The following is a 23,304-nucleotide window of genomic DNA, read 5'->3' as shown; positions in this document are numbered from 1 at the left end:
ACCCCCGAAAGGAGCCCCGATGTCCCGCCCCGACACCGCGCAGACCCCGCCGCCGAGAGAGCGCACTCGACGGCACTCCTGGGTGCGCGTCTTCCTCCCCGTCGCCCTGATCCTCGTGTGGCTGGTGGGCGCGTCGCTGGGCGGACCGCTGTTCGGCAAGGTCGACGAGGTGTCGTCCAACGAGCAGACGACGTATCTCCCGGAATCGGCGGATGCGACGCAGGTGCAGAAGCTTCTCGGCGAATTCAGCGACAGCGACTCGATCCCGGCCATCGCCGTGTTCACCGCCGACGACGAGCTGACCTCTGCCGAGCTCGATGCCATCTCCGCCGCCGTCGCGGATGCGCCGACGGTCGAGGGCGTCGGCGGCGACGTCTCCCCCGCGCTCCCATCCGACGACGGACGCGCGGTGCAGGCGTTCATCCCGATCGACTCCGACGCCGAGCTCGCGGATGTGACGACGGCCCTGGGCGACGAGCTGCGCGCCGCCGTGCCGGAGGGGGTCACCGTCTACATCACGGGACCCGCCGGTTTCAGCGCCGACCTGGTGGCCGGTTTCGCCGGTATCGACGGGCTCCTGCTCGGTGTCGCGCTCCTTGCCGTTCTCGTGATCCTGGTGCTGGTCTACCGGTCGTTCCTGCTTCCTCTCGTCGTGTTGTCCACCAGCCTCTTCGCGCTCTGCGTCGCGCTGTTGGTCGTCTGGTGGCTTGCGAAGTTCGAGGTGCTGCTCCTCAGCGGCCAGACCCAGGGGATCCTGTTCATCCTCGTGATCGGCGCCGCCACCGACTACGCCCTGCTGTTCGTCGCTCGCTTCCGGGAGGAACTGCGCGTCGCTCAGGACAAGGGCGCCGCGGTGATGGCGGCGTGGAAGGGCTCGGTGGAGCCGATCGTCGCCTCAGGCGGCACCGTGATCGCCGGCCTGCTGTGCCTGCTGCTCAGCGACCTCAAATCCAACAGCACTCTGGGACCGGTCGCGGCGATCGGCATCGTGTTCGCGATGCTCTCGGCGCTGACGCTGCTCCCGTCGCTGCTGCTGCTCTTCGGTCGCGCCGTGTTCTGGCCGCGGCGCCCACGCTTCGAGCCCGAGGTCGTGGCCGCTGAGCACGGCATGCGCACCACGGGCCTGTGGGCGCGGCTCGCCGGCCTCATCAAGCGCCGCCCTCGGGTCATCTGGATCGTGACGACGATCGTGCTGCTCGCGGGGGCGGCGGGAATCACGCAGCTCGACGCCGACGGCGTACCGCAGTCGGATCTGGTGCTCGGCGCGTCCGAAGCGCGCGACGGCCAGGTGGCCCTGGGTGAGCACTTCCCCGGCGGATCCGGAAGCCCCGTGTACGTCGTCGTGAAGGAGGGTCAGCTGCAGGACGCGGCCGATGTGCTCCTCGCCAACGACGGCGTCGATGGCGTCACGGTCACCGCGGCCGATTCCCCGAGTGGTTCGGCACCCGTGACGGAAGACGGCATCACGGCCGTCGGCCCTCCCGGCACGCCCGCCCCGGAACCGACCACCGTGAAGGGCGATGTCCTGCTTCAGGGCACCCTGACCGATGCGGCGGATTCCGAGGCGGCGGCCTCGACCGTGCGAGAGCTTCGCGAAGACCTCGATGCCATGGATGCGCTGGTCGGCGGTGTCACGGCGACCTCGATCGACACCAACGACGCATCGATCCACGACAGGAACCTCATCATTCCCGTCATCCTCGTCGTGATCATGCTGATCCTGATGCTGCTGCTGCGCTCGATCCTCGCGCCGGTGCTGCTGATCCTCACCACGGTGCTGTCCTTCGGCACGGCGATGGGAGTCTCGGCGCTCGTCTTCAACGGGATCTTCCAGTTCCCGGGCGCCGACCCTGCCGTCCCGCTGTTCGGATTCGTCTTCCTGGTGGCGCTCGGCATCGACTACAACATCTTCCTGATGACCAGAGTCCGTGAGGAGTCGAAGGCGCACGGAACGCGGGAGGGCATCCTGCGAGGGCTCTCGATCACGGGTGGGGTGATCACTTCGGCCGGCCTCGTGCTCGCGGCCACCTTCGCCGCGCTGTCGGTGATCCCGATCCTGTTCCTGGTGCAGCTCGCCTTCATCGTCGCCTTCGGCGTGCTCCTCGACACGTTCGTGGTGCGCTCCCTGCTGGTCCCTGCACTGACCTACGACATCGGCAAGGCGATCTGGTGGCCGTCGAAGCTGTGGCGTCGCGGAGAAGACTGACCCACAGCGGGGACGACGGAGACGCAGCGGCGTGCATCCGGTCGCTTAGACTGGATGCACGCCCTCGTAGCTCAGGGGATAGAGCAGCCCTCTCCTAAAGGGCAGGTCGCAGGTTCGAATCCTGTCGCGGGCACGACATGCAGAAGGGGAGCCGTCCTGGCGACGGCTCCCCTTCTGCATGTCGTGCCGCCCTCGTCACGCCGCCAGCGCGAGATACGGCTCCCACCGCGGGTCGCTGCGTTCCGTCCCGCGCACCGTCCAGGCGGTGCCGTGCGGGGGTCGAGGGGTGAAGCGCAACTGCCAGCGCATCTCCTGAGGCGTACGATCGCTCTTCACGTTGTTGCACCGCAAGCAGCACGCGACGAGGTTCTCCCAGGAATCAGCTCCTCCGCGAGAACGGGGCAGGATGTGGTCGATCGTGGAGGCCGACTTCCCGCAGTAGCCGCACCGGTGATCGTCACGACGGAGCACGCCGCGCCGGGTGACGGGCACGCGTCTGCTGGTGGGGACGCGCACGTAGCGCGCCAGGATGATGACCGCAGGGCGGTCGTAGACGCCGTGCGAGCCCCAGACGGGGTCTTCCTCGACGCGTTCGATCACGGTGGCTTTGTCGTTCATCACGAGCACCAGGGCGCGTTTGAACGACACGATCGCCAGCGGCTCGTATCCGGCATTCAGGACCAGTGTGCGCATTCGTCATCCTCTCGATCCGCCGGGACGGCTTCCCGGCACTCTCGACTCACACGAGGTCGCGCAGGAGGCAGATCGATCGCGAGGACGAAAAAAGGCGCCGTCTAGAGACAGCGCCTTTCGCGCACGGCAACGCCGTGGCATCCCTGCGGGCTAAGCAGAAGGACGTGACGACCGAGGGCATCCATGGTTCGGATGCTCGGTATTCGCTCCATCAGCCTCTCCCACCTGTACGACAACGGGATCAGGCTAACCCATCTCCCTGGGTACAGGGCGAAACGGGAGATGAATGGAGTGGAGCGTGTCTGGAAATCAGCCGGCGTTGACCGACAGCCACGACATGGGCTCGACGAGCCCGCCGTTGATCCAGACCTCGAAGTGGAGGTGGTTCGCGGTGGAGCGACCGGTGCTGCCGACGTAGCCGATCAGCTGTCCTGCCGACACCGACTGCCCGACCTGAACCTGACGCGAGCCGTAGAGCATGTGACCATAGGTGGTCTGCAGACGCTGCCCACCGACCACGCTGTCGAGCATGACCGCCACACCGTAGCCGCCGATGCTCTCGGCCGATGCGCGGACCACTCCGGCAGCAGCGGCGTAGATCGGCGTTCCGGCCGGAGCGAGCATGTCCGCACCGTTGTGGCCACCGCCGACCGTGCGGCTGACGTTCCAGGAGCCCATGGGGAGCGGATAGCGCACCTCGCCCGAACCGGGCGAGGTGAGAGCGTAACCCGCGGTGTTGAAGCGCGAGGAGGAGGTGCCGGCCGCGGAGGCGGTCGCGGCAGCAGCGGCTGCACGGGCGGCAGCGGCCTCTTCTGCCTTCTTCTTCTCGATCTCCTCGGGCGTGGTCGCGCTGAACGTGCCGCGCGCGAGCGGAGCAGCAGTCGCCTGCGAGGCGACGACGAGCGACTGCGCATCGACGGCGGCGAGCTGCTGGAGAGTCGTGGGCGCTGCCTCGCTCGGCTTCGACGAGGCGAACGCGGGAAGAGCGATGCCGGCGACCAGCGCACCGACCGCCCCGAAGATGGCGATGGATCGAAGAGGCTTGACGGCCTTTCGAGCACTCATTCGCGCGCCGGTGCGGCGGGCGGGTACTGCTTCTTCAGATGTCTTCTTCGCGGGCGATTCGATGTCTGCGGCCAAAACTTGGTCCTCCTGGGCCCTCACGCCGTTCGGGTCAGCGCTGGCTCGTCGGCACTCTGCTCTCGTGGCACGAATGTAGCTCGGGTACTTTGTGCGTTCTTGCCGTGAAGACGACGAGCCTGGAAGGCGATCTTCAGCGGGTTCATCTCCAGCGGGCTTCTTCGCTGGCGACCTGACCGAGGTTACCGGAAGATAACGATCATGTCACCCTGGGAAACTGGCAATTCTCGGAGAGGGCGACGCCGCTCTCCTTCCACGCCGATCGCACCCGCGAATTCTCGCGGGATCAGGCCGGTTCGCCGACCAGGAAGATGTGCGAGGCCAGCTCGACGGGAAGCTCGAGTCCATCGTCCTTGCCGTCCATCTGGATGAGGACGTAGCCCTCGCTGAAGCGGAAGTCACCGTGCGCTCCGGGAACGACTCCGGCATCGCGCAGCTGCTCGAGCAGCTCAGGGTCGACCTGAGCCGGCTCGGCGAGACGACGCACCGTGCCTTCGACGGGCTCGCCGGCGGCGTTCAGGCGCTGGACGAGTCCGATGACGCCTTCGTCGAAGGTGCGCGCCGGCAGATCGCCGAGCTGATCGAGTCCGGGGATGGGGTTGCCGTACGGCGACTCCGTCGGATGTCCGAGCAGCTCGACGAGGCGACGCTCGACCTGCTCGCTCATGACGTGCTCCCAGCGGCACGCCTCTTCGTGCACGAAGGCCCAGTCGAGTCCGATCACGTCGGAGAGCAGGCGCTCGGCGAGACGGTGCTTGCGCATCACGTCGACCGCCTTGCGCCGACCGGCGTCGGTGAGCTCGAGTGTGCGATCTTCCGAGACGATCACGAGACCGTCTCGCTCCATGCGCCCGACCGTCTGCGAGACCGTCGGGCCGGAGTGGCCGAGACGCTCGGAGATGCGCGCGCGCAGCGGAACGATGTTCTCCTCCTCGAGTTCGAGGATGGTGCGGAGATACATCTCCGTGGTGTCGATCAGATCGGTCATGTGCGGGCCCTCCGAGGTTCTTAGGCAAGCCTACATTCCCGCGGCGACATCGGACTCGCGAGCAGTCCTGCGGCACGCCGAGCGCCCCCTAGAATCGACGCATGGCGATCGAGATTCCGCGTGACCTCCTGCCCGTCGACGGCCGCTTCGGCTGCGGTCCCTCCAAGGTGCGCCCTGCGCAGCTCGAGGCGCTGCTCTCGTCGGGAGCCTCGATCCTGGGCACATCCCACCGTCAGGCACCCGTGAAGAACCTCGTGGGCAGCGTCCGCGAGCAGCTCGCGGCTCTGTTCCGCCTGCCGGAGGGATACGAGATCGTCCTGGGCAACGGCGGCTCGACCGCTTTCTGGGACGCGGCGGCCTTCGGACTGATCGAGAAGCGCAGCCAGAACCTCGTCTTCGGCGAGTTCGGCGGGAAGTTCGCCGCCGCCGCCGGCGCTCCCTGGCTCGAAGCCCCCGATGTGCGCAAGGCCGAGCCCGGTTCACTGACCGTTGCAGAGGCCGTGGAGGGTGTCGACGTCTACGCCTGGCCGCACAACGAGACCTCGACCGGCGTCGCGGCCCCGATCCGACGCATCGCCGCTGAAGGCGCGCTGACCGTCATCGACGCGACGAGCGCCGCCGGCGGTATCGACTTCGACGCCGCTCAGGCCGACGTCTATTACTTCGCGCCGCAGAAGAACCTGGGCTCCGACGGCGGTCTGTGGTTCGCCGCCGTCTCGCCCGCTGCCGTGGAGCGCATCGAGCGCATCGCCGCCTCGGGTCGTTACATCCCCGAGTTCCTCAGCCTGAAGAACGCGGTCGACAACTCGCGGCTGAACCAGACGCTGAACACCCCGGCGCTCACCACCCTGCACCTGCTCGACAGCCAGCTTCGCTGGATCCTCGACAACGGTGGCCTCACATGGGCGGCGGCGCGCACGTCCGAGTCGTCTGCCGTCCTCTACGACTGGGCCGAAGCCTCGTCCATCGCCACGCCGTTCGTGGCGGACGCGGCGCACCGCTCCCCCGTGGTCGCGACGATCGACTTCGACGACAGCATCGACGCGGCAGCGATCGCGAAGGCACTACGGGCGAACGGCATCGTCGACACGGAGCCGTACCGCAAGCTCGGGCGCAACCAGCTGCGGGTGGCGACCTTCGTCTCGATCGAACCGGACGACGTGCGTCAGCTGACCCGGTCGATCGAATACGTGCTGGAGAACCTGGGCGGCTGAGCGCCCGGAGTCACTCCTCCTCGTCGACCTCGCCGGCGTCCTCATCGAGGGCGTCGGCGTCGTCGTCCTCGGACTCATCCTCTTCCGACGCGACGGACTCGTCGTCGACAGCGCCCTCGTCGAGTTCGTCGATGTCCACACCGTCCACGTCGCCGGCGTGGAGGATGTCCACCTCGACGTCGTCATCATCGTCGTCGAGGTCGTCGTCGTCGAGCCCGCCGTCTTCGTCGTCCTCGAGTCCGCCGTCGTCCGTCACCACGTCGTCGCCGGCAGCCGCGGCCGCTTCAGCGAGCTCGACCTGGTGCGCGCGGTACTCGGCCAGGCGCTCGGCCCACGGAACCCACTCCGGAGCCAGCAGGGCGCCATCGCCGGGAAGGAGCTCGACCTCGAGCACCGTCGGCTCCTCATCCTCGACGCGGGCGACGGTCACCGTCCAGTACCACCCCGGGTAGCCGGCGAGCCGGTTCTCGAAGCGCAACGAGACCGACCCGTCCTCCTCCGCGAGATATCCGGCGGCGGGGCCGACGGTGGACGCCGGGGTGATCTCGGCCAGCGCGGCGAGCGCGAGATCGTGGGCGTCCAAGAGACGCGCGTCGGCGTCAGGCTTCGAGGTCATCAGCGACCTTACGCAGGACGGCCGCGATCTTGCGGCCCTGACCGGAGGAGGGGTAGCGACCGCGGCGGAGGTCTCCGCCGATGCCGTCGAGGAGCTTCACGAGGTCCTCGACGATGATCGCCATGTCGTCGGCCGGCTTGCGCTTGGCCTTGGAGAGGCTCGGAGGCGCCTCGAGCACGCGCACCGACAGTGCCTGCAGCCCGCGCTTGCCGTCGGCCACGCCGAACTCCACGCGCGCACCGGCCTTCACCGCGGTGCCGGCCGGCATCGCGGAGGCGTGCAGGAAGACATCCTGGCCGTCATCGCTGGCGATGAAGCCGAAACCCTTGTCTTCGTCGTAGAACCTGACCTTGCCGGTGGGCATGGGAGAACCTCGCTGAGATCGTCGTGCAGAACAGTGGGCGCGCTCATGCGCGTGCCCCCAGCCTACCGGTCACGACGCGCGCGAAGCCGAAGGCCGCGGTGCGAGTAGGCTGGTGCGGATGAGCACGAAGAATTCCGAACCGGAGGTTCCCATCCGGCGGCTGGATCGCATCCTGGCGTTCACCGCGCTCGGAATCGCGGCAGCATCGGTGGTCTGTTTCTTCGCGATCATCATCGGGACCGCGCTCGGGATGGATCAGACCGCGTTCGGCGAGGGCCTCTGGCCGATCGTCGCGGCGATCCCCTACTGGGGCCTGCCCGTCGCTTTCCTCATGATCATCGCGCTCCTCACGATGAGCTTCATCCGGAAGGGCCGCGCGTCTTCGCGTTCATGAGGCATCGGCCATGAGCACTCACGCGCGACCGCTGGCGGATTGGCTGGCTGCGGCGAGCGACGATGAGCTCTGCAGACTCCTCGCGGCGCGTGGGGTGCGCTCTGACGCCCCGTGGCAGGACTTCTTCGATGCCGCGGAAGCGCTCCTGGACCCCGCTTCGATCTCCCGCGTCCTCCCGTCGCTGACCGCGACCGAGGCGACCGCGCTCCTCACGGCGGCGTCCGGAGGGGACGCCGGGCCCGAACGAGAGGCGCTGACAGCACTCGCCCTGCTGCGGCCCGATGGGTCGCCGTATCCGCCGGTCACGGCCGCCCTCGCGGGCCGCTCAGCTCCTCCGACGACCCCGGTCCCCACCGTCGCTCCTGCATCTGCAGCCGCGGCAGCCCATGCCGCCGAGCGCGCCTTCACGACGGTGGCCGTGCTCGCGGACGTGCTGCTGATCGCGCGGGAGAATCCCTTCGCCCTCCTGACCGGCGGCGGTGTGAGCGCCGGCGAGAAGCGCCAGCTCGCCGAGGCCGGAGTGCCCGCGGAGATCGTCGACGCCCTCGCGGCGATCGCCCTCCAGGCGGGCCTCGCCGTGTCGACCGACCGGCGGCTGCGGTCGAGTCTCTCCGCCGAGAGCTGGCTGCGCTCGTCCGCGGCGGATCGCTGGACCGTCCTCGCGACGGCGTTCCGCGAAGCTCTCCCCCGCGGCGTCCGTTCCCAGACCGGTGGCTGGATCCCCCCTCAGCTGTGGCCTCTCGCCCATCCGTGGGACCCCGCGTGGCCCGATCGTTCTCGGGGTATGCAGGACGCGGCGGCGCTTCTCGGACTGATCGCGGAGGATGGGACCGAACCGGAGTGGGCGGTGAGCCTGCGAAGCGGTGGTCCCGCAGATGCCGGCGCACTCGTGGCCCTGCTGCCCGCCGAGGTCGATCGCATCTTCCTGCAGAACGATCTGACGGCGATCGCACCCGGCCCGCTGGAGCCCGCGCTCGACGTGCGCTTGCGCACCATCGCCGTCCGCGAGTCCGCCGCGCAGGCATCGTCCTACCGCTTCACCGCCGAATCCGTGGCGCACGCCTTCGTCGTCGGCGAGACGGAGCAGTCGATCCTCGATTTCCTCTCCTCCGTCTCGCTCACGGGCATCCCGCAACCCCTCAGCTACCTCCTCACCCAGACCGCCCAGCGACACGGCCTGGTCCGCGTCTCGACCGACGACGAGACAGGCCGCACGCGCATCGAGAGCGCCGACAGCCATCTCCTCCAGGCGATGACCGTCGATCAGACGCTGCGCCCGCTCGGTCTCACTGCGCACGTCGACTCGTTGACGACCCGCGTCGGTCGCGACACCGTGTACTGGGCGCTCACCGATGCGCGATACCCGGCGACGCTCGTCGGCTCCGACGGCGCTCTCCTGGTCAGAGAACGACACCCAGCGCCGCCGGCTCCGGCGTCGACCGACGACTCCTCCGGACTGGCTCCTCTGATCGCGCGCCTGCGCTCACACCAGGGGCCTGACGCCGATGCGGCATGGCTCGATCGCGAACTCGAAGCTGCGGTGCGGGCGAAGTCCGTCCTCAAGGTCACCGTCGGGATGCCGGACGGGTCGACCAGGGACCTGCTCCTGGAGGCGACGGGCCTCGGTGGAGGCAGACTCCGTGGACGAGACCGCGCAGCGGACGTCGAACGCACGCTGCCGGTTTCGAGCATCCTCACAGCGACGATCGTCGCCCCATGAGGCCCTGCGCATCGGGCGACCGCTAAACTGGTCAGCTATGTCTGATGGCCCCTTGATCGTCCAGAGCGATCGCACCGTGCTGCTCGAAGTCGCCCACGCCGATGCCGAGAGCGCCCGCCACGAACTGGCGATCTTCGCCGAGCTGGAACGCGCTCCCGAGCACATCCACACCTATCGCATCACGCGGCTCGGCCTGTGGAACGCCCGCGCCGCAGGGCACACCGCAGAGGACATGCTCGAGACGCTCGATCGCTGGTCCCGCTTCCCGGTCCCGCCGTCCGTCGCGGTCGACCTGCGGGAGACGGTGAACCGCTACGGCCGGCTGGTGATCGAGCGCGACGACGAGGGCACCCTGATCCTGCGCTCCTCCGATCCCGCCGTGCTGGCACAGGTCGCGAACAACAAGCGCATCCAGCCCCTTCTCATCGGGCACCCGACCCCCGAGACCTTCGTCATCGACGCATGGGCACGCGGCCAGATCAAGCAGGAGCTGCTGAAGATCGGCTGGCCGGCGGAAGACCTGGCGGGCTACACCCCGGGAACTCCCCACGAGATCGACCTCGCCGAGGACGGCTGGCACATCCGCCCCTACCAGCAGGATGCCGTCGACGCGTTCTCGAAGGACGGCTCGGGCGTGGTCGTGCTCCCCTGCGGCGCCGGCAAGACGATCGTCGGTGCCGGAGCGATGGCAGCGACCAAGACGACGACCCTCATCCTCGTGACGAACACCGTCTCGGCACGGCAGTGGCGCGACGAGCTGCTCAAGCGCACCAGCCTCACCCCCGAGGAGATCGGCGAGTACTCCGGGCAGGCCAAGGAGGTCAAGCCCGTCACGATCGCCACCTATCAGATCCTCACGGCGAAGCGGAAGGGCGAGTACGCGCACCTCGCACTGCTCGACGCCCTCGACTGGGGCCTCATCGTGTACGACGAGGTCCACCTCCTTCCTGCCCCCGTGTTCAAGCTCACCGCCGACCTGCAGGCGCGTCGTCGCATCGGCCTCACCGCCACCCTGGTGCGTGAGGACGGTCGCGAAGGCGATGTGTTCAGCCTGATCGGGCCGAAGCGCTTCGACGCCCCCTGGAAGCAGATCGAGGCGCAGGGCTTCATCTCGCCCGCCGCCTGCTACGAGGTGCGGGTCGACCTGCCGCCGAGCGACCGTCTGGAGTACGCCGCCGCGACCGACGACGAGCGCTATCGCCTGGCGGCCTCCGCGCCGGCGAAGGTTGCAGCCGTGCGCGAGCTCATCGCCAAGCACGAGGGTGAGCGCATCCTCGTGATCGGGCAGTACCTCGACCAGCTCGAATCGCTGTCCGAGGCGTTGAACGCCCCGCAGATCACGGGTGCGACCCCGGTCGATGAGCGCGAAGAGCTGTACCGCGCGTTCCGGGAGGGTGACATCTCGCTGCTTGTGGTCTCCAAGGTCGCGAACTTCTCGATCGACCTGCCAGAGGCCTCGGTCGCCATCCAGGTGTCCGGATCGTTCGGATCGCGTCAGGAGGAGGCCCAGCGTCTGGGCCGTCTGCTGCGTCCGAAGCAGTCGGGGCACACCGCGAGTTTCTACACCCTCGTGGCCCGCGACACGATCGACCAGGACTACGCCCAGAACCGTCAGCGCTTCCTCGCCGAGCAGGGGTACAGCTACACGATCATGGACTCCGACGCGATCGCCGCCTGACGCTCCCCCGTCACCCGCGTGCGGCGCGTCCGTGAAGCACCGCACCCAGCTGGTGGGTCCCCGACGGTTGATGGGTCTCTGACGCGCGTACCGGAGTCGTGCGCCACGCTGTCCGCGCGACCCCGAGTCGCGCAGCCCATCGGTCGGCGAGCACGGCGTAGATCACCATCGCGAGTGCCGAGGCGAACAGATCGACAGCCGTTCCCGAGGTCGCATTGGCATCGACGAGCGTGACGGAGCCGAGCAGGAAGATGAGCACGTTGTTCACGATGTGCAGCGAGATCGCCGCCTCGAGGCCCCCCGTTCGCCAGGTCAGCCATGCGGCGACGATCGCGAACATCCCGACGCTGGCCGCACCCCACACGTCGTACCCATGACCGAGGACGAAGATCGGCACGGGCAGGAGGATGGCGAAGGCAGGATGGCGTAGCCAGCCACCGACCAACTGCATCAGGTACCCGCGGAAGACATACTCTTCCGCGGCAGCCTGCAACGGGATCAGCAGCAGGACCAGCAGCACCATCGTCCACAGCCCGGGGTGGGAGAAGTCGGCGGTCACCGCGTCGCCGCTCAGCGCCGACCAGCCCAACACGACGGCGAAATAGACGAGGAACACCGCCAGGGCCAGCAGCAGGCTCTTCCCGAGCCATGCCATGCGAAGGCGCCCGGTCACGGAGGACAGCAGTCCCACCCCGCGCCCTTCGATGAGGCGTGATGCCAGCAGCAGCGCCGGGATCATCAGGATCAGGGGAAGAACCAGCGCGACGAGCAGCCAGGGCCGATCGAGATCGAAGAACTGCGTGGTGCTGAGGAGCACCTCTGATTCGACGCGCCACCCGGGGATGAACATCGACATGATCGCGAGAGGCACGATCACGATCAGCAGGATCACGACGTAGAGAGCGATGCCGACGAGCCCCGTGAGCAGCATGCGCCACCAGCGATACCGTGGCCGCAGGTGTGCCAGCCGATGGTATGCGAGTTCCTCCCCGTCGGGGCGATCGGCCCGTGCGGCGGGAGTTTCCGGGGCGGCGACGTCGTCCTCGCGAGAGCTCATACCTCGATCCTCCCGGGTCCGGCTATGCGACGCATCCGACCGCGGGACGATCCCGTTCCCCGATGCCGATACACGGCTCACGAAGGCCGGCGCGAACGCGCGAGTCGACGCCGTTCCGCACAATAGTCAGCATCCACATGGCCGGAGTCACCATAATGGGGACATGACTGCTCCGCGCATCCTGGTCGTCGACGACGAACCCAACATCCGTGACCTGCTCTCCACGGGTCTCAGCTTCGCCGGATTCCAGGTGAAGACGGTCGCCAACGGCGCCGCGACGATCTCGGCCGTCCTCGAAGAGGAGCCGGACCTGATCATCCTGGACGTCATGCTGCCCGACATGAACGGCTTCAGCGTGACGAAGCGTCTCCGTGGCGCCGGGTTCACCGCGCCGATCCTGTTCCTGACCGCCAAGGACGGCACCGACGACAAGATCGAGGGTCTCAACGCGGGCGGGGACGACTACGTCACGAAGCCCTTCAGCCTCGACGAGATCGTGGCCAGGGCACAGGCTATCCTCCGCCGCACGATGCAGGCCGACGAGGAGTCGATCATCCGCGCCGGCGAGCTGTCCATGGACCAGGACACGCACGACGTCCACGTCGGCAAGGAGCCGATCGAGTTGAGCCCGACCGAGTTCAAGCTGCTCCGCTACCTGATGCTCAACCCGAACCGCGTGCTGTCGAAGGCGCAGATCCTCGACCACGTGTGGGAGTACGACTTCAACGGCGACGCCGGCATCGTGGAGAGCTACATCTCGTACCTGCGCCGCAAGATCGATCCGCACACCGAGGAGTCGCTCATCCAGACCAAGCGCGGCTTCGGATACATGCTGAAGGTCGGCAAGACGGTCTGACGACCACCGCACCATCACCGCCACCGTCGCACGGTGGTGTCGCCGCACCGAGGAGGACCGCATGGCGCACAAGCCCGATGCGGTCACCAGCTGGTGGCGGCGCATCAGTCTTCGCGCGAAGGTCACCGGCGTCACCGTCGCGGTGCTCGCGCTCGGACTGCTCATCGCCGGCATCGGCACCGTGCCGATCCTGCGCAACGCCCTGGTCGCGAACATCGACGCGCAGCTGCCCGCTCTGGTGTCGAGCGATCTGGTCGAGCGCTACTTCGACTCGGTGACGGTCGACGGCGTCACCACGTACAGCCCGCGCGACGAGCAGCCGCGCGACTTCTCCTTCGCGATCTACGATGCGACGGGCGAACTGCGTGCGACCGCTCGCGGCACCTCGGGCCAGGCTCCCCTCTTCCCGTCCGAGTACTCGCTCGCCAAGGCGACGGCCAACACGGATCAGATCCCGCTCGAGATGACCGGAGCCGACGGGGAGCTGTTCCACGCCGCGGTCGCCGTCGTCCCTTCGGAGGGCGGGGTCCTGCGCATCCAGCTGGTGGCCCTCCCCCTCGCGCCCGCCGATCGCATCATCAGTCAGTACTTCGGCATCTACATCACGATCGCCCTGATCACCATCCTGATCGCCGCGCTCCTCACCCGCGGGCTCGTCACGCTCACGTTCCGCCGTCTGGGTCAGGTCGAGGCCACGGCCATGTCGATCGCCGCCGGCGACTTCCGTCAGCGGCTGACCGACCTCGAACCGACGACGGAGGTCGGTCGCCTCAACACCGCCATCAACACGATGCTCGACCGTGTCGACGCCTCACTCGCGCAACGGGACCGCACCGTGCAGCACATGCGGCGATTCATCGGTGATGCGAGCCATGAGCTGCGCACCCCGCTGGTGAGCGTGCGGGGCTACGCGGAGCTCTACCGGATGGGTGCAATCAAGGGCGAGGAGGACACCGCTCGGGCCATGGAGCGCATCGAGAAGGAGGCCATCAGGATGGGCGTCCTGGTGGAAGACCTGCTTGCGCTCGCGCGGCTGGATGAGGAGCGCGAGCCCGAGATCGTGCCGCTCGATCTCCGCCCGATCGCGCGGGATGCAGCGCTCGACCTCCGTGCCGCTGCCCCCGGTCGGACCGTCACGGTGATCGACCGGACGGCCGACAGCAAGACCGTGATCCCCCTGCATGAGATCCCGCCCCTTCAACCTCCCGAGCAGCCGACCCCCCGCGGGCTTTCCCGCGCCACGCTCTCCCGCCTTCGCCGCCGGTCCCGTCAGCAGGAGAAGGCTCCGGTGATCGACTTCACCGAGGTTCCGGACCTCCCTGTGCGCACTCCCCCGATCGTGCTCGGCGAAGAGAACAAGGTGCGCCAGGTGGTGACGAACCTGTTGGGCAACGCGCGTCGGTTCTCCCCTGAGGACGGCCCCATCGAGATCGTCGTAGACTCCGACCGTGCCGCGGGCACAGCGAGCATCGCGATCGTCGACCACGGCGAAGGCATCCCGCCGCAGATCCGGGAGCAGATCTTCGAGCGCTTCTGGCGAGCCGACACCTCACGCGCGCGGGAGACCGGCGGCTCCGGCCTCGGACTCGCGATCGTCGCGTCCATCCTGAAGGCGCTTCACGGTGGTGTCGACGTGTCGGAGACCCCGGGCGGCGGCGCGACGTTCACCGTGACGCTTCCGCTCGCGCCGGCACGAGCAACGCCTGCGCACCTCCTGGAGGACACACAGCCACTCGATCGCATCGACCTCCCCTGACGTCACTGCACGGAGGGTCGCTTCCCCCGGTTGCGCACAGGACGCGGTGCCCGGCCCCCTGGTGCGTCTTCATCAGGCCGAGCCCCGCCTAGCCTCGGAACCCCTACGAGAAGGAGTTCCCATGTCTGTCTTCACCGTCGACACCGAAGCCGTCCACGCCGCTCACAGTGCGACGCGCGCCACCATCGAGCGCCTCCAGAGCGAGTCTGCGACCCTGATGTCTCAGCTCCGGCAGCTGCAGTCGACCTGGTCCGGCACCGCGTCCAACGCCTTTCAGAACTGCGCTGAGCAGTGGCAGGGCGCACAGATCCACGTGGAACAGGTCCTCGAATCGATCGGCACCTCGCTCGGCTCCGTCGCCACCCAGTACGCGGACGCCGATCAGTACTCCGCCAGCCTCTTCCGCTGACACGCGCCGTGAACGCAGAACGCCCCCGGCCGAAGCCGGGGGCGTTCTGTCATGAGTGCAGGATCAGAAGTCCATGCCACCCGACGGGTCGCCCATCGGAGCAGGAGTCTTCTCCGGCTTGTCAGCGACGACGGCCTCGGTGGTGAGGAACAGAGCCGCGATCGACGCTGCGTTCTGCAGCGCGGAGCGGGTCACCTTGGCCGGGTCGATGATGCCGGCGCCGAACATGTCGACGTACTCGCCCGTGGCTGCGTTGAGGCCCTGGCCCGCGGGGAGCTCGGACACCTTGTTCGCGACGACGCCCGGCTCGAGCCCGGCGTTCATGGCGATCTGCTTCAGCGGAGCCTCGATCGCGACGCGGACGATGTTCGCGCCCGTCGCCTCGTCGCCCGAGAGCGAGAGGGCGTCGAGGGCCTTGGTGCCCGACTGGATGAGCGCGACGCCACCACCGGGGACGATGCCCTCCTCGACGGCTGCCTTCGCGTTGCGGACGGCGTCCTCGATGCGGTGCTTGCGCTCCTTGAGCTCGACCTCGGTCGCGGCACCGGCCTTGATGACCGCCACGCCACCGGCGAGCTTCGCCAGGCGCTCCTGGAGCTTCTCACGGTCGTAGTCGCTGTCGGTGTTCTCGATCTCGCGACGGATCTGCGTGACGCGACCCTCGATCTGGTCGGCCTCGCCCGCACCCTCGACGATCGTGGTCTCGTCCTTGGTGACGATGACCTTGCGCGCACGACCCAGCAGGTCGAGCGTGGCGTTCTCGAGCTTGAGGCCCACCTCTTCGGTGATGACCTGGCCACCCGTGAGGATCGCGATGTCCTGCAGCTGCGCCTTGCGGCGGTCGCCGAAGCCCGGAGCCTTGACGGCGACCGACTTGAAGATGCCCTTGAGCTTGTTCAGCACGAGCGTCGCGAGAGCCTCGCCCTCGACGTCCTCGGCGATGATGACGAGCTCCTTGCCGTCCTGGATCACCTTGTCGACGATCGGCAGCAGGTCCTTGATGTTGGAGACCTTCTGGTTCGCGATGAGGATGTACGGGTCCTCGAAGACCGCTTCCTGGCGCTCCGGGTCCGTGACGAAGTAGGGGTTCAGGTAGCCCTTGTCGAAGCGCATGCCCTCGGTGAGCTCGAGCTCGGTACCGAACGTCTGCGACTCCTCGACGGTGACGACGCCCTCCTTGCCGACCTTGTCGATCGCCTCGGCGATCAGTTCGCCGATGGCGGGGTCAGCGGCGGAGATCGAAGCCGTGGCGGCGATCTGCTCCTTCGAGTCGATCTCCTTGGCGCTGGCGAGCAGCTCCTCGGTGATCGCAGCGACGGCCTTCTCGATGCCGCGCTTGAGCGAGATGGGGTCGGCGCCGGCTGCGACGTTGCGCAGACCCTCGCGGACCAGCGCCTGAGCGAGGACCGTGGCGGTCGTGGTGCCGTCACCCGCGACGTCGTCGGTCTTCTTGGCGACCTCCTTGACGAGCTCCGCACCGATCTTCTCGTACGGGTCGTCCAGCTCGATCTCCTTGGCGATGGAGACGCCGTCGTTCGTGATGGTGGGGGCGCCCCACTTCTTCTCGAGAACGACGTTGCGGCCGCGCGGGCCGAGGGTGACCTTGACCGCGTCGGCGAGGATGTTCAGGCCGCGCTCGAGGCCGCGGCGGGCCTCCTCATCGAAAGCAATGATCTTTGCCATGAGTTTTTTCGTCCCTCCTGGACGTAGACGTTGGGTTTAGCACTCAGAGTGAGAGAGTGCTAACGCCATTCTGGCACTCGACACCTTCGAGTGCAAGCCGCCGGAGGTACGGCACGGGCCGAGGTCAGGGGGTGGGCGTCTCGCCGGCTGAGCTCGATCGATCGAGGCCGATGACCACTGTGAACTGCTTGTTGCCCTCCTCGGTCTGACCCGAGTAGTAGTCGCTCTGCTGCACGGCCGCTCCACCGAGCACGTTCGCCAGTCCGATCGCCGCGAGTTCGTCCTCGTCGTTGACGTAGAACACGGTCGTGGTGGCGAAGTCCTGGCTGGAGCTGTCACCGGCGAAGACGTTCTCCGACGCCCATCCGTTGTTGATGAGCAGGTCGCGCATCTGGGTGTCGAGCCCTTCCTCCGGCGTGCCGTTGAGGATCATCACGGAGATGGAGGTGTCCACCACGCCCGTCTCCACCGGGGTGGGAACGGCGCTGGGAGCGGCCTCGGGGAAGAGCGAGATGCGTCCCATGACCACGAGCGATCCGAAGATGCCGGCGATGATGAGCACCAGAGCGGCGACGAAGGACCACAGCAGCACGACCCAGCCGTTCATCCCCGGAGCTTCGGCGCGATGCGCTCCCACCCGTCCGGTGGAACGGGGAACGTCATCGAAGCGATCGCGGGAGGGCTTGGACACCCCTCGATGCTAGCGGCACCTTCCTGGCAATCCGTTCTCCGGCGCGGCACTGCTCGTTCCGAGAGCCTTCCTCGAGTCGCTTCAGCCGACGAAGCCCGGTATCCGAGCCGACCTCTGCCTGGCGCGTGAATCCCTGATCCGGCGCAATCTCCGCACCAGCATGGGGTCGTACTCCAGGGCGGCCTCCGACTCGATCAGGCGTCCGAGGAGCTGGTAGTAGCGGGCGGCGCTCATCCCGAGCTGAGCTCGGATGACCTCTTCCTTGGCCGATCCATGGCGTGGCCAAGCGACCTCCAGGGCGAGGATCGTGCGGTCGCGCTCCGTGAGATCTCCGAGCATGAGTCCAGGTTAGGACGCATCAGACAGCGAAGCCGTTCGCCACTCCCACCAGCCCCCGAGCGGATCTGCGGCCGCGCGCACCTGTCCGTCGAGCGCCACCACGAATCCCGGCCGGTCGTCGCCTTCGACCGGCGGCTCCCAGACATCGAGGGCACCGGGCGGATCGATCGTGACCCACCGGGCGTCCAGAGCGGAGATGCGCGCGACCAGCGCCTCCCTCCGGGCTCTCGGGATATGGACCAGCACACCCGGCGTGGTGACGACCAGGGTCGCCCCGCCCGGCGCCGCCGCGGCGAGCGCATCGATCTCCTCGAGGGCATCGCCGGCGACGATCAGCGGCGGATCCGATGCCGCGATTTCGAGCGCGGCATCGATGCGCTCCTCCCGCCCCTCCTCTCCCGGCCACACGAGCCCACGCAGCCAGCGCCGATCCCGTTCATCCGCCGCGTCGAGGGGCGCGAGGTCGACGCCCGCCCGCCAGACCACGTCCGGCATCCGCAGCGGAGGCAGCGCGCCCGAGACCCGGCTCTCCAGCACGACGGTCGAGGGTCCGTCAAGAGGATCGAGGGCGCTCCTGACCGATCCATCCGCCGCGATGAAGCGATACGAGTAGCGGTCCGGGTACAGGCACAACCCCGCCGACGCTCCGACCTCGAGCAGCGCGATCGGTCCGGCTATCTCCGACAGCACGGGCAGCAGCGCCGCGAGGCGGAGGGGCTCATTGGTCTGGAGGCTGCGGTTCGCGCACTCGGCGACCACCGCGTCGGCGTTGCGGAGCACGAAGTCCCTCCACTGCGGGTACCCGACGAGTCCGGAGCCGAGCATGCGCGTCACGGCGAACACGAGGGGCGGCTGCCGACGATTCTCCGGGATCCGCTGGAGGATGCCCTTGAGCTCGTCGTCGTCCGCCACACCGGCGGCCCATTCGGCGTAGAGGGCGCTGCGTCCGGGCGCCTCGTCGCGGGCGAATCGTGCGTAGCGGTCCTGCACGGCGTCGGTCATCGTCCCATTCTGACGCTGAGCACCCGAGACCTCGTCTCCCGGGAGAGAATGGAAGCGACTCAGGAGGACACATGTCGTACAGCGTGGACAAGACCGAAGACGAATGGCGCGAGGAGCTCGGTGAGGAGCAGTACGCGGTGCTGCGTCAGGCCGCGACCGAACGGGCCTGGACGGGCGAGCTTCTCGACGAGGAACGCGCCGGCCTCTACACCTGTGGTGCCTGCAACGCCGAGCTCTTCAAGAGCGGAACGAAGTTCGACTCCGGGTGCGGTTGGCCGAGCTTCTACGAGTCGATCCGTCCTGACGCGGTCGAGCTCATCGAGGACGACAGCCTCGGGATGGTGCGCACGGAGGTGCGCTGCGCCAACTGCGGGTCGCACCTCGGTCACGTCTTCCCCGACGGATTCGGGACGCCGACCGGCGACCGCTACTGCATGAACTCCATCGCGCTGAACTTCACGCCCGACGCGTCGTGAGCGCTCTCGACGCCGTCCGCGCACGGCAGTCCTGGTCGAAGGTCGAAGACACCGCGCCCACCCGCGACGAGGTGCTCACGCTGGTCGCGGCCGCCGGTCGCGTGGCCGATCACTCGTCGCTGCGCCCTTGGCGGTTGATCGAGCTGCGAGGCGCGGATCGGGAGGTGCTCGGCGCGGCGATCGCGAAGGCACAGGGCGACTCCTCTCCCTCGTCGAAGCCGCTGCGCGCCCCGCTGCTCATCGCCGTCGTCGCGAGCTACCAGAAGAGCGAGAAGGTACCCCGGTGGGAGCAGGAGGCCGTCGCCTCCGGGGTCGCCCACACGTTGAGCCTTCTCCTCGACGAGGCAGGGTGGGGCGTCATCTGGCGCACGGGCCACTACACGCGAGCCAAGGCCGTCGCCAAGGCCCACGGGCTCGGGAAGAACGAGGAGCTCCTGGGTTGGCTCTACGTCGGCGGCAAGCCCGAACACAAGAAACGGGGACGACGCAAGACCGTCGACGCCCGCAAGCTCGTCACGCGCATGCCGAAGCCGTCACCCAAGAAGGCGAAGAAGAAGTAGTTCAGCGGCGGCGAGGCCACGGCACCGCGACCACGACAGACGCGACGGCGACCACGACCATCGCGAGCACCTGCCAGAGCGCCGGCCCTGCTGCGGGCGGCCACACCAGGTCGATCACCACCGACGTGGTCAGCTGGCCGAGCACCGACCCCAGGCCCATCAGCAGCACCCCCGTCTGCGCCACGATGAACGTGCCGAGGAGGATGTAGGCGGCGCCGAGGAAGCCTCCGAGGTACAGCCACGGCTCGGCGGGGAGGGCGGCGGGTGCCCCACGGAACGCGATGCTCACGCCGGACGCCAGCGCGAGGACCACGGTTCCGGCGACGAAGCTCATCAGGGTCGCGGCCAGAGGTGAGCGCGCGCGCTGGGCCAGACGTCCGTTGGTCGCTGCCTGCCACGCGATGCCCACCCCGGCTGCGAACGGCAGGAGCAGCATCCACAGCGGCGCTGACGCCAGCACGTCCCCGGACAGCGAGATGCCGACCGCGGCGAGCGCGAGCGCACCTCCCAGGACACGTCCCGGCGTGACCGCGACGACGCCGGCCGGTCCGAATCCGATGCGATCGAGCACCAGACCGTGCACGGTCTGTCCCGCCACCACGCCGACCGTGAACAGCGAGACGCCGAGGACTCCGGCCGTGAGCCCCTGGGTGGAGACGGTGAGTGCACCGCAGGCGCCTCCGAGGAGCATCCAGAAGGGGATCGTGCGCTGTCGGACGCCGCTCCAGAGACGCGCCACTCCCCGTCGAGCCGAGGGGAGGCAGGCGATCACGATCGCGAGTGCCAGCAGGCCGACGGAGAAGGAGAGGAAGCCGGCGACGATGCCGTCGTCCACGCGCACCCCGAGCACGCCGTTGATCCGCGCCTGGATCGCCGTCATGACCCCGATCGCGACCGCCCCTCCGAGTGCCACCGGGGCGGGGATTCGACGAGGCTCTGGCACCCGTCGACCCTACCCGAGATGCTGCGCGCTCCCTCCCACCCGGATGTCGGCGCCCCGCGCTACGCTGACGGCATGTGCGCGAGCTACGGTCTCGATCCCCGATTCACCGATGCAGAGCTCCTCGCCGCGGCAGACGACGCGGTGCTCGAGGGCCTGCGCGTCTGGGCGCAGGAGAACGCGGGTGAGACCGTCCGTCCTACCGGCAAGAACCTGCGCAACCTCAATCCGCTGATCGTGCAGCCCGACACAGCGCCGACGCTGGAACCCGCATGGTGGGGTTTCCTCGTGAACGGCGAGCCGGCGAAGTTCCCGTCGATCAACACCCGCTCCGAGCGCCTGCAGGAGCGCCCGGGCGGCGCGAAGTCGCGGGGGATCGTCCCGGCAACGAGCTGGTACGAGATGCAGAAGCCGTCCCGGCAGTGGAACGAGTTCATCGTCGACGACGGCACCCTGTTCGGCATGGCCGCCGTGACGCAACGCGGCCGCACCGCAGACGACCAGTGGTACACGTGCTACTCGATCGTCATGCGCCCCGCGCCTGCGCACCTCGTCGATCTCCACGATCGGATGCCGCTGCTCATCCCGGCGTCGCTGAGCCACGACTGGCTGACGGCTCCGGTTTCGCGGGAGATCATCGACGAGGCGATCATCGCGTCCGACGAGATGGCCGCGCGGGTTCAGGCTCGTCCGCGCCGCTGACACACCGATACATCCGCCGTCGGTCGGACGCCTCGGCACCGGATGTGTACCTGAGGGGGACGCGCACTCCCGACCTCGCTCCGTAACGTTGTCCTCATGATCACAGCAGAAGGCCTCACCAAGAGGTTCGGAGACAAGACCGCCGTCGACGACGTGTCGTTCACCGTCCAGCCGGGCAGCGTCACCGGCTTCCTGGGCCCGAACGGTGCGGGGAAGTCGACCACCATGCGGATGATCGTCGGCCTCGACCGTCCCACGTCGGGGCGCGCCGCCGTCGCAGGTCGCGAGTACCGCAAGCTCCGCGCCCCGCTGACGGAGGTGGGGGTGCTTCTGGACGCCAAGGCGGTGCACACCGGCCGCACGGCCCGCAACCACCTCCGCGCGATGGCAGCGACCCACGGCATCCCCTCCTCGCGCGTCGACGAGGTCATCGACCTCGCCGGCATCGGGTCCGTGGCCCGCAAACGTGCGGGAGGGTTCTCGCTCGGCATGGGCCAGCGGCTGGGCATCGCTTCGGCGCTGCTCGGCGATCCGCACACGCTGATCCTCGACGAGCCGGTCAACGGCCTCGACCCCGAAGGTGTTCGCTGGGTGCGTCAGTTCGTCCGTCATGCCGCAGGGGAAGGGCGCACCGTGCTCCTCTCGAGCCACCTGATGAGCGAGATGGCACAGACCGCGGATCACGTCATCGTGATGGGACGTGGGCGCGTGCTCGCCGATGCACCGCTCGCAGATCTCGTCCGGTCATGGACGAGGAACACGGTGCGGGTGCGCACCCCGCGACCGGCCGACCTGGCTGCGGCCGTCGGCGGACCCGACGTGGAGATCGCGAGCTCCGCTCCCGACCTCCTCGACATCGTGGGCCTGCCCGCTGCGCGGATCGGCGACCTCGCCGCCGACCGCGGCATTCCGCTGCACGAGCTCACCCCGACCACCGGTTCGCTGGAAGACGCCTACCTCGCGCTCACCGGCGACTCCGTCGAGTACCGCACCAAGGAGATCTCATGACCTCGACACAAGCCCCCGCACCCACGCGGCCGCGCGTCGACACCGGTCGGAAGCTGACGTTCGGGCGTGCACTGCGCGGCGAGTGGATCAAGCTCGCCACACTGCGCTCGACCTGGTGGTCCATCGGGATCGCTGCAGCCCTGACCGTCGCGATCGCCGTGCTCATCGCCCAAGCCCTCGACATGCCGGACTTCGAACCGATCCAGGCCGTCATCATGCCGATCCAGTTCACCATGCTGCTCGCCGGCATCATCGGTGCGATCTCCGTGACCGGTGAGTACTCGACGGGCATGATCCGCTCGACGCTCACGGCGAACCCGGTCCGCGGCTCGGTGCTGGCGGCGAAGTCGACGGTACTGGCCGCATTCATGTTCATCTCGTCGCTGGTGATCTTCGCCGTCGCGGCGCTCGCGGTCACGCTCATCGTCGCGCCGCGCGATCAGGGCATCGAGTGGTCGGACCCGTCCGCATCGCTGCTGCCGATCGTCGTCGCCTCGCTCGCGATGGCCGTCTTCGCGCTGATCGGGGTCTCGTTCGGCTTCATCCTGCGCTCGGGCGCCGGAGCGATCGCAGCGACTGTCGGTGTGCTGTTCGTCCTGCCGATCGTCGCGAGCTTCTTCTCCTTCGCCGGCGACGCCTGGGCATGGGTCACCGAAGCGTCGGCGTACCTCCCGGTGGCAGCCGCACAGTCCGCGATCATGCCCGGTGAGACGGCTGCTCTCGACGCCCCCGTCGCGTTCCTGACGCTGGGCTGCTGGGTCGCCGGTGGCGCCCTGGTCGCGTGGGGCGTGCTGCGCACGCGCGACGCGTAA

General features: G+C 68.4%; 24 protein-coding genes and 1 tRNA gene. 14 read left to right on the top strand and 11 right to left on the bottom strand.

Features of this window, described 5'->3' with window-relative positions; genetic code table 11:
• Positions 1–19 precede the first annotated feature (19 nt).
• Both FFS56_RS08135 and FFS56_RS08130 read left to right on the top strand, forming a co-directional pair.
• Positions 20–2,206: an MMPL family transporter gene (locus FFS56_RS08135; RefSeq protein ID WP_046749812.1), complete on the top strand. Its 2,187-nt coding sequence runs from the start codon at positions 20–22 to the stop codon at positions 2,204–2,206.
• Between the two features lie 60 nt (positions 2,207–2,266).
• Positions 2,267–2,339: transfer RNA gene (locus FFS56_RS08130), tRNA-Arg, on the top strand.
• 62 nt (positions 2,340–2,401) lie between these two features.
• Here the strand turns inward: FFS56_RS08130 and FFS56_RS08125 are convergent.
• The 3 genes from FFS56_RS08125 to FFS56_RS08115 form a co-directional block, all read right to left on the bottom strand.
• Positions 2,402–2,899 carry an HNH endonuclease gene (locus FFS56_RS08125; RefSeq protein ID WP_045263393.1) on the bottom strand — a complete coding sequence of 166 codons (498 nt, stop codon included), beginning with the start codon at positions 2,897–2,899 and terminating at the stop codon, positions 2,402–2,404.
• Positions 2,900–3,208: 309 nt separating this feature from the next.
• Positions 3,209–3,964, bottom strand: a complete 756-nt coding sequence (locus FFS56_RS08120; protein ID WP_046746555.1) for a M23 family metallopeptidase — start codon at positions 3,962–3,964, stop codon at positions 3,209–3,211.
• A 361-nt stretch (positions 3,965–4,325) separates the two neighbouring features.
• Entirely contained in the window at positions 4,326–5,027 is a 702-nt protein-coding gene (locus FFS56_RS08115) for a metal-dependent transcriptional regulator (RefSeq protein WP_045263392.1), read from the bottom strand.
• A gap of 101 nt (positions 5,028–5,128) precedes the next feature.
• On the opposite strand from FFS56_RS08115, the gene serC reads away from it, so the two are divergent.
• Positions 5,129–6,241, top strand: coding sequence for a phosphoserine transaminase (serC, locus tag FFS56_RS08110; RefSeq protein ID WP_046746553.1), 1,113 nt, complete (start codon positions 5,129–5,131; stop codon positions 6,239–6,241).
• 10 nt (positions 6,242–6,251) lie between these two features.
• Here serC and FFS56_RS08105 read toward each other — a convergent pair whose 3' ends face one another.
• Together FFS56_RS08105 and FFS56_RS08100 are read right to left on the bottom strand one after the other, a co-directional pair.
• Complete coding sequence (locus tag FFS56_RS08105; protein ID WP_061015975.1) at positions 6,252–6,857, bottom strand: DUF3027 domain-containing protein; 606 nt, start codon at positions 6,855–6,857, stop codon at positions 6,252–6,254.
• Positions 6,841–7,221: a cold shock domain-containing protein gene (locus tag FFS56_RS08100; protein WP_045263389.1), complete on the bottom strand. Its 381-nt coding sequence runs from the start codon at positions 7,219–7,221 to the stop codon at positions 6,841–6,843. Before FFS56_RS08100 ends, FFS56_RS08105 begins: the two co-directional genes overlap by 17 nt.
• Positions 7,222–7,339: 118 nt before the next feature.
• Here FFS56_RS08100 and FFS56_RS08095 point away from each other — a divergent pair, with 118 nt between their 5' ends.
• The 3 genes from FFS56_RS08095 to FFS56_RS08085 are packed head-to-tail and all read left to right on the top strand — an operon-like array spanning position 7,340 to position 11,013.
• Positions 7,340–7,615 (top strand): hypothetical protein, encoded by a 276-nt coding sequence (locus tag FFS56_RS08095; protein ID WP_046746551.1) that lies wholly within the window; start codon positions 7,340–7,342, stop codon positions 7,613–7,615.
• Between the two features lie 10 nt (positions 7,616–7,625).
• Entirely contained in the window at positions 7,626–9,335 is a 1,710-nt protein-coding gene (locus FFS56_RS08090; protein ID WP_127012509.1) for a helicase-associated domain-containing protein, read from the top strand.
• A 37-nt stretch (positions 9,336–9,372) separates the two neighbouring features.
• Complete coding sequence (locus tag FFS56_RS08085) at positions 9,373–11,013, top strand: DNA repair helicase XPB (RefSeq protein WP_046746549.1); 1,641 nt, start codon at positions 9,373–9,375, stop codon at positions 11,011–11,013.
• A gap of 10 nt (positions 11,014–11,023) precedes the next feature.
• Here FFS56_RS08085 and FFS56_RS08080 read toward each other — a convergent pair whose 3' ends face one another.
• Positions 11,024–12,070 (bottom strand): type II CAAX endopeptidase family protein, encoded by a 1,047-nt coding sequence (locus FFS56_RS08080; RefSeq protein ID WP_127012510.1) that lies wholly within the window; start codon positions 12,068–12,070, stop codon positions 11,024–11,026.
• 163 nt (positions 12,071–12,233) lie between these two features.
• Between FFS56_RS08080 and FFS56_RS08075 the strand changes: the two genes are divergently transcribed.
• From FFS56_RS08075 to FFS56_RS08065, 3 genes are all read left to right on the top strand, one after another.
• Positions 12,234–12,926 (top strand): response regulator transcription factor, encoded by a 693-nt coding sequence (locus tag FFS56_RS08075; RefSeq protein WP_017828926.1) that lies wholly within the window; start codon positions 12,234–12,236, stop codon positions 12,924–12,926.
• A 61-nt stretch (positions 12,927–12,987) separates the two neighbouring features.
• Positions 12,988–14,682 carry an ATP-binding protein gene (locus FFS56_RS08070; protein WP_113681368.1) on the top strand — a complete coding sequence of 565 codons (1,695 nt, stop codon included), beginning with the start codon at positions 12,988–12,990 and terminating at the stop codon, positions 14,680–14,682.
• A 121-nt stretch (positions 14,683–14,803) separates the two neighbouring features.
• Complete coding sequence (locus FFS56_RS08065; RefSeq protein WP_046746546.1) at positions 14,804–15,091, top strand: WXG100 family type VII secretion target; 288 nt, start codon at positions 14,804–14,806, stop codon at positions 15,089–15,091.
• A gap of 63 nt (positions 15,092–15,154) precedes the next feature.
• Here FFS56_RS08065 and groL read toward each other — a convergent pair whose 3' ends face one another.
• The 4 genes from groL to FFS56_RS08045 all read right to left on the bottom strand — a co-directional run bounded on the left by groL (position 15,155) and on the right by FFS56_RS08045 (position 18,806).
• On the bottom strand, positions 15,155–16,774 hold the full coding sequence (gene groL, locus FFS56_RS08060) for a chaperonin GroEL (RefSeq protein WP_046746545.1): 1,620 nt from the start codon (positions 16,772–16,774) through the stop codon (positions 15,155–15,157).
• A 124-nt stretch (positions 16,775–16,898) separates the two neighbouring features.
• A complete protein-coding gene (locus FFS56_RS08055) occupies positions 16,899–17,465 on the bottom strand; it encodes a LytR C-terminal domain-containing protein (protein WP_307723494.1) in 567 nt (188 codons plus the stop codon).
• A gap of 81 nt (positions 17,466–17,546) precedes the next feature.
• A complete protein-coding gene (locus tag FFS56_RS08050) occupies positions 17,547–17,804 on the bottom strand; it encodes a DUF3263 domain-containing protein (RefSeq protein ID WP_046746544.1) in 258 nt (85 codons plus the stop codon).
• 9 nt (positions 17,805–17,813) lie between these two features.
• On the bottom strand, positions 17,814–18,806 hold the full coding sequence (locus FFS56_RS08045; protein WP_127012511.1) for a DUF2332 domain-containing protein: 993 nt from the start codon (positions 18,804–18,806) through the stop codon (positions 17,814–17,816).
• A 71-nt stretch (positions 18,807–18,877) separates the two neighbouring features.
• Between FFS56_RS08045 and msrB the strand changes: the two genes are divergently transcribed.
• Positions 18,878–19,282: a peptide-methionine (R)-S-oxide reductase MsrB gene (gene msrB, locus FFS56_RS08040; protein WP_017828933.1), complete on the top strand. Its 405-nt coding sequence runs from the start codon at positions 18,878–18,880 to the stop codon at positions 19,280–19,282.
• The gene (locus FFS56_RS08035; protein WP_127012512.1) at positions 19,279–19,842 is read left to right on the top strand and encodes a nitroreductase family protein; all 564 of its coding nucleotides are present in this window, start codon (positions 19,279–19,281) and stop codon (positions 19,840–19,842) included. Before msrB ends, FFS56_RS08035 begins: the two co-directional genes overlap by 4 nt.
• 1 nt (position 19,843) lies before the next feature.
• On the opposite strand, the gene FFS56_RS08030 is transcribed toward FFS56_RS08035, so the two are convergent.
• Positions 19,844–20,755: a DMT family transporter gene (locus tag FFS56_RS08030; protein WP_113681371.1), complete on the bottom strand. Its 912-nt coding sequence runs from the start codon at positions 20,753–20,755 to the stop codon at positions 19,844–19,846.
• A 48-nt stretch (positions 20,756–20,803) separates the two neighbouring features.
• Between FFS56_RS08030 and FFS56_RS08025 the strand changes: the two genes are divergently transcribed.
• The 3 genes from FFS56_RS08025 (at position 20,804) to FFS56_RS08015 (ending at position 23,304) form a co-directional block, all read left to right on the top strand.
• Positions 20,804–21,484, top strand: a complete 681-nt coding sequence (locus FFS56_RS08025; RefSeq protein ID WP_233437314.1) for an SOS response-associated peptidase family protein — start codon at positions 20,804–20,806, stop codon at positions 21,482–21,484.
• 96 nt (positions 21,485–21,580) lie between these two features.
• Complete coding sequence (locus FFS56_RS08020) at positions 21,581–22,492, top strand: ATP-binding cassette domain-containing protein (RefSeq protein ID WP_046746540.1); 912 nt, start codon at positions 21,581–21,583, stop codon at positions 22,490–22,492.
• Positions 22,489–23,304, top strand: a complete 816-nt coding sequence (locus FFS56_RS08015) for an ABC transporter permease (RefSeq protein ID WP_127012513.1) — start codon at positions 22,489–22,491, stop codon at positions 23,302–23,304. The genes FFS56_RS08020 and FFS56_RS08015 overlap by 4 nt, the downstream gene beginning before the upstream one ends.

Origin of the sequence: Microbacterium sp. Beta (assembly GCF_005502545.1) — a bacterium.
GTDB classification, from domain to species: Bacteria; Actinomycetota; Actinomycetes; order Actinomycetales; family Microbacteriaceae; genus Microbacterium; species Microbacterium oxydans.
This window is presented reverse-complemented; position numbering and strand designations above follow the sequence as displayed.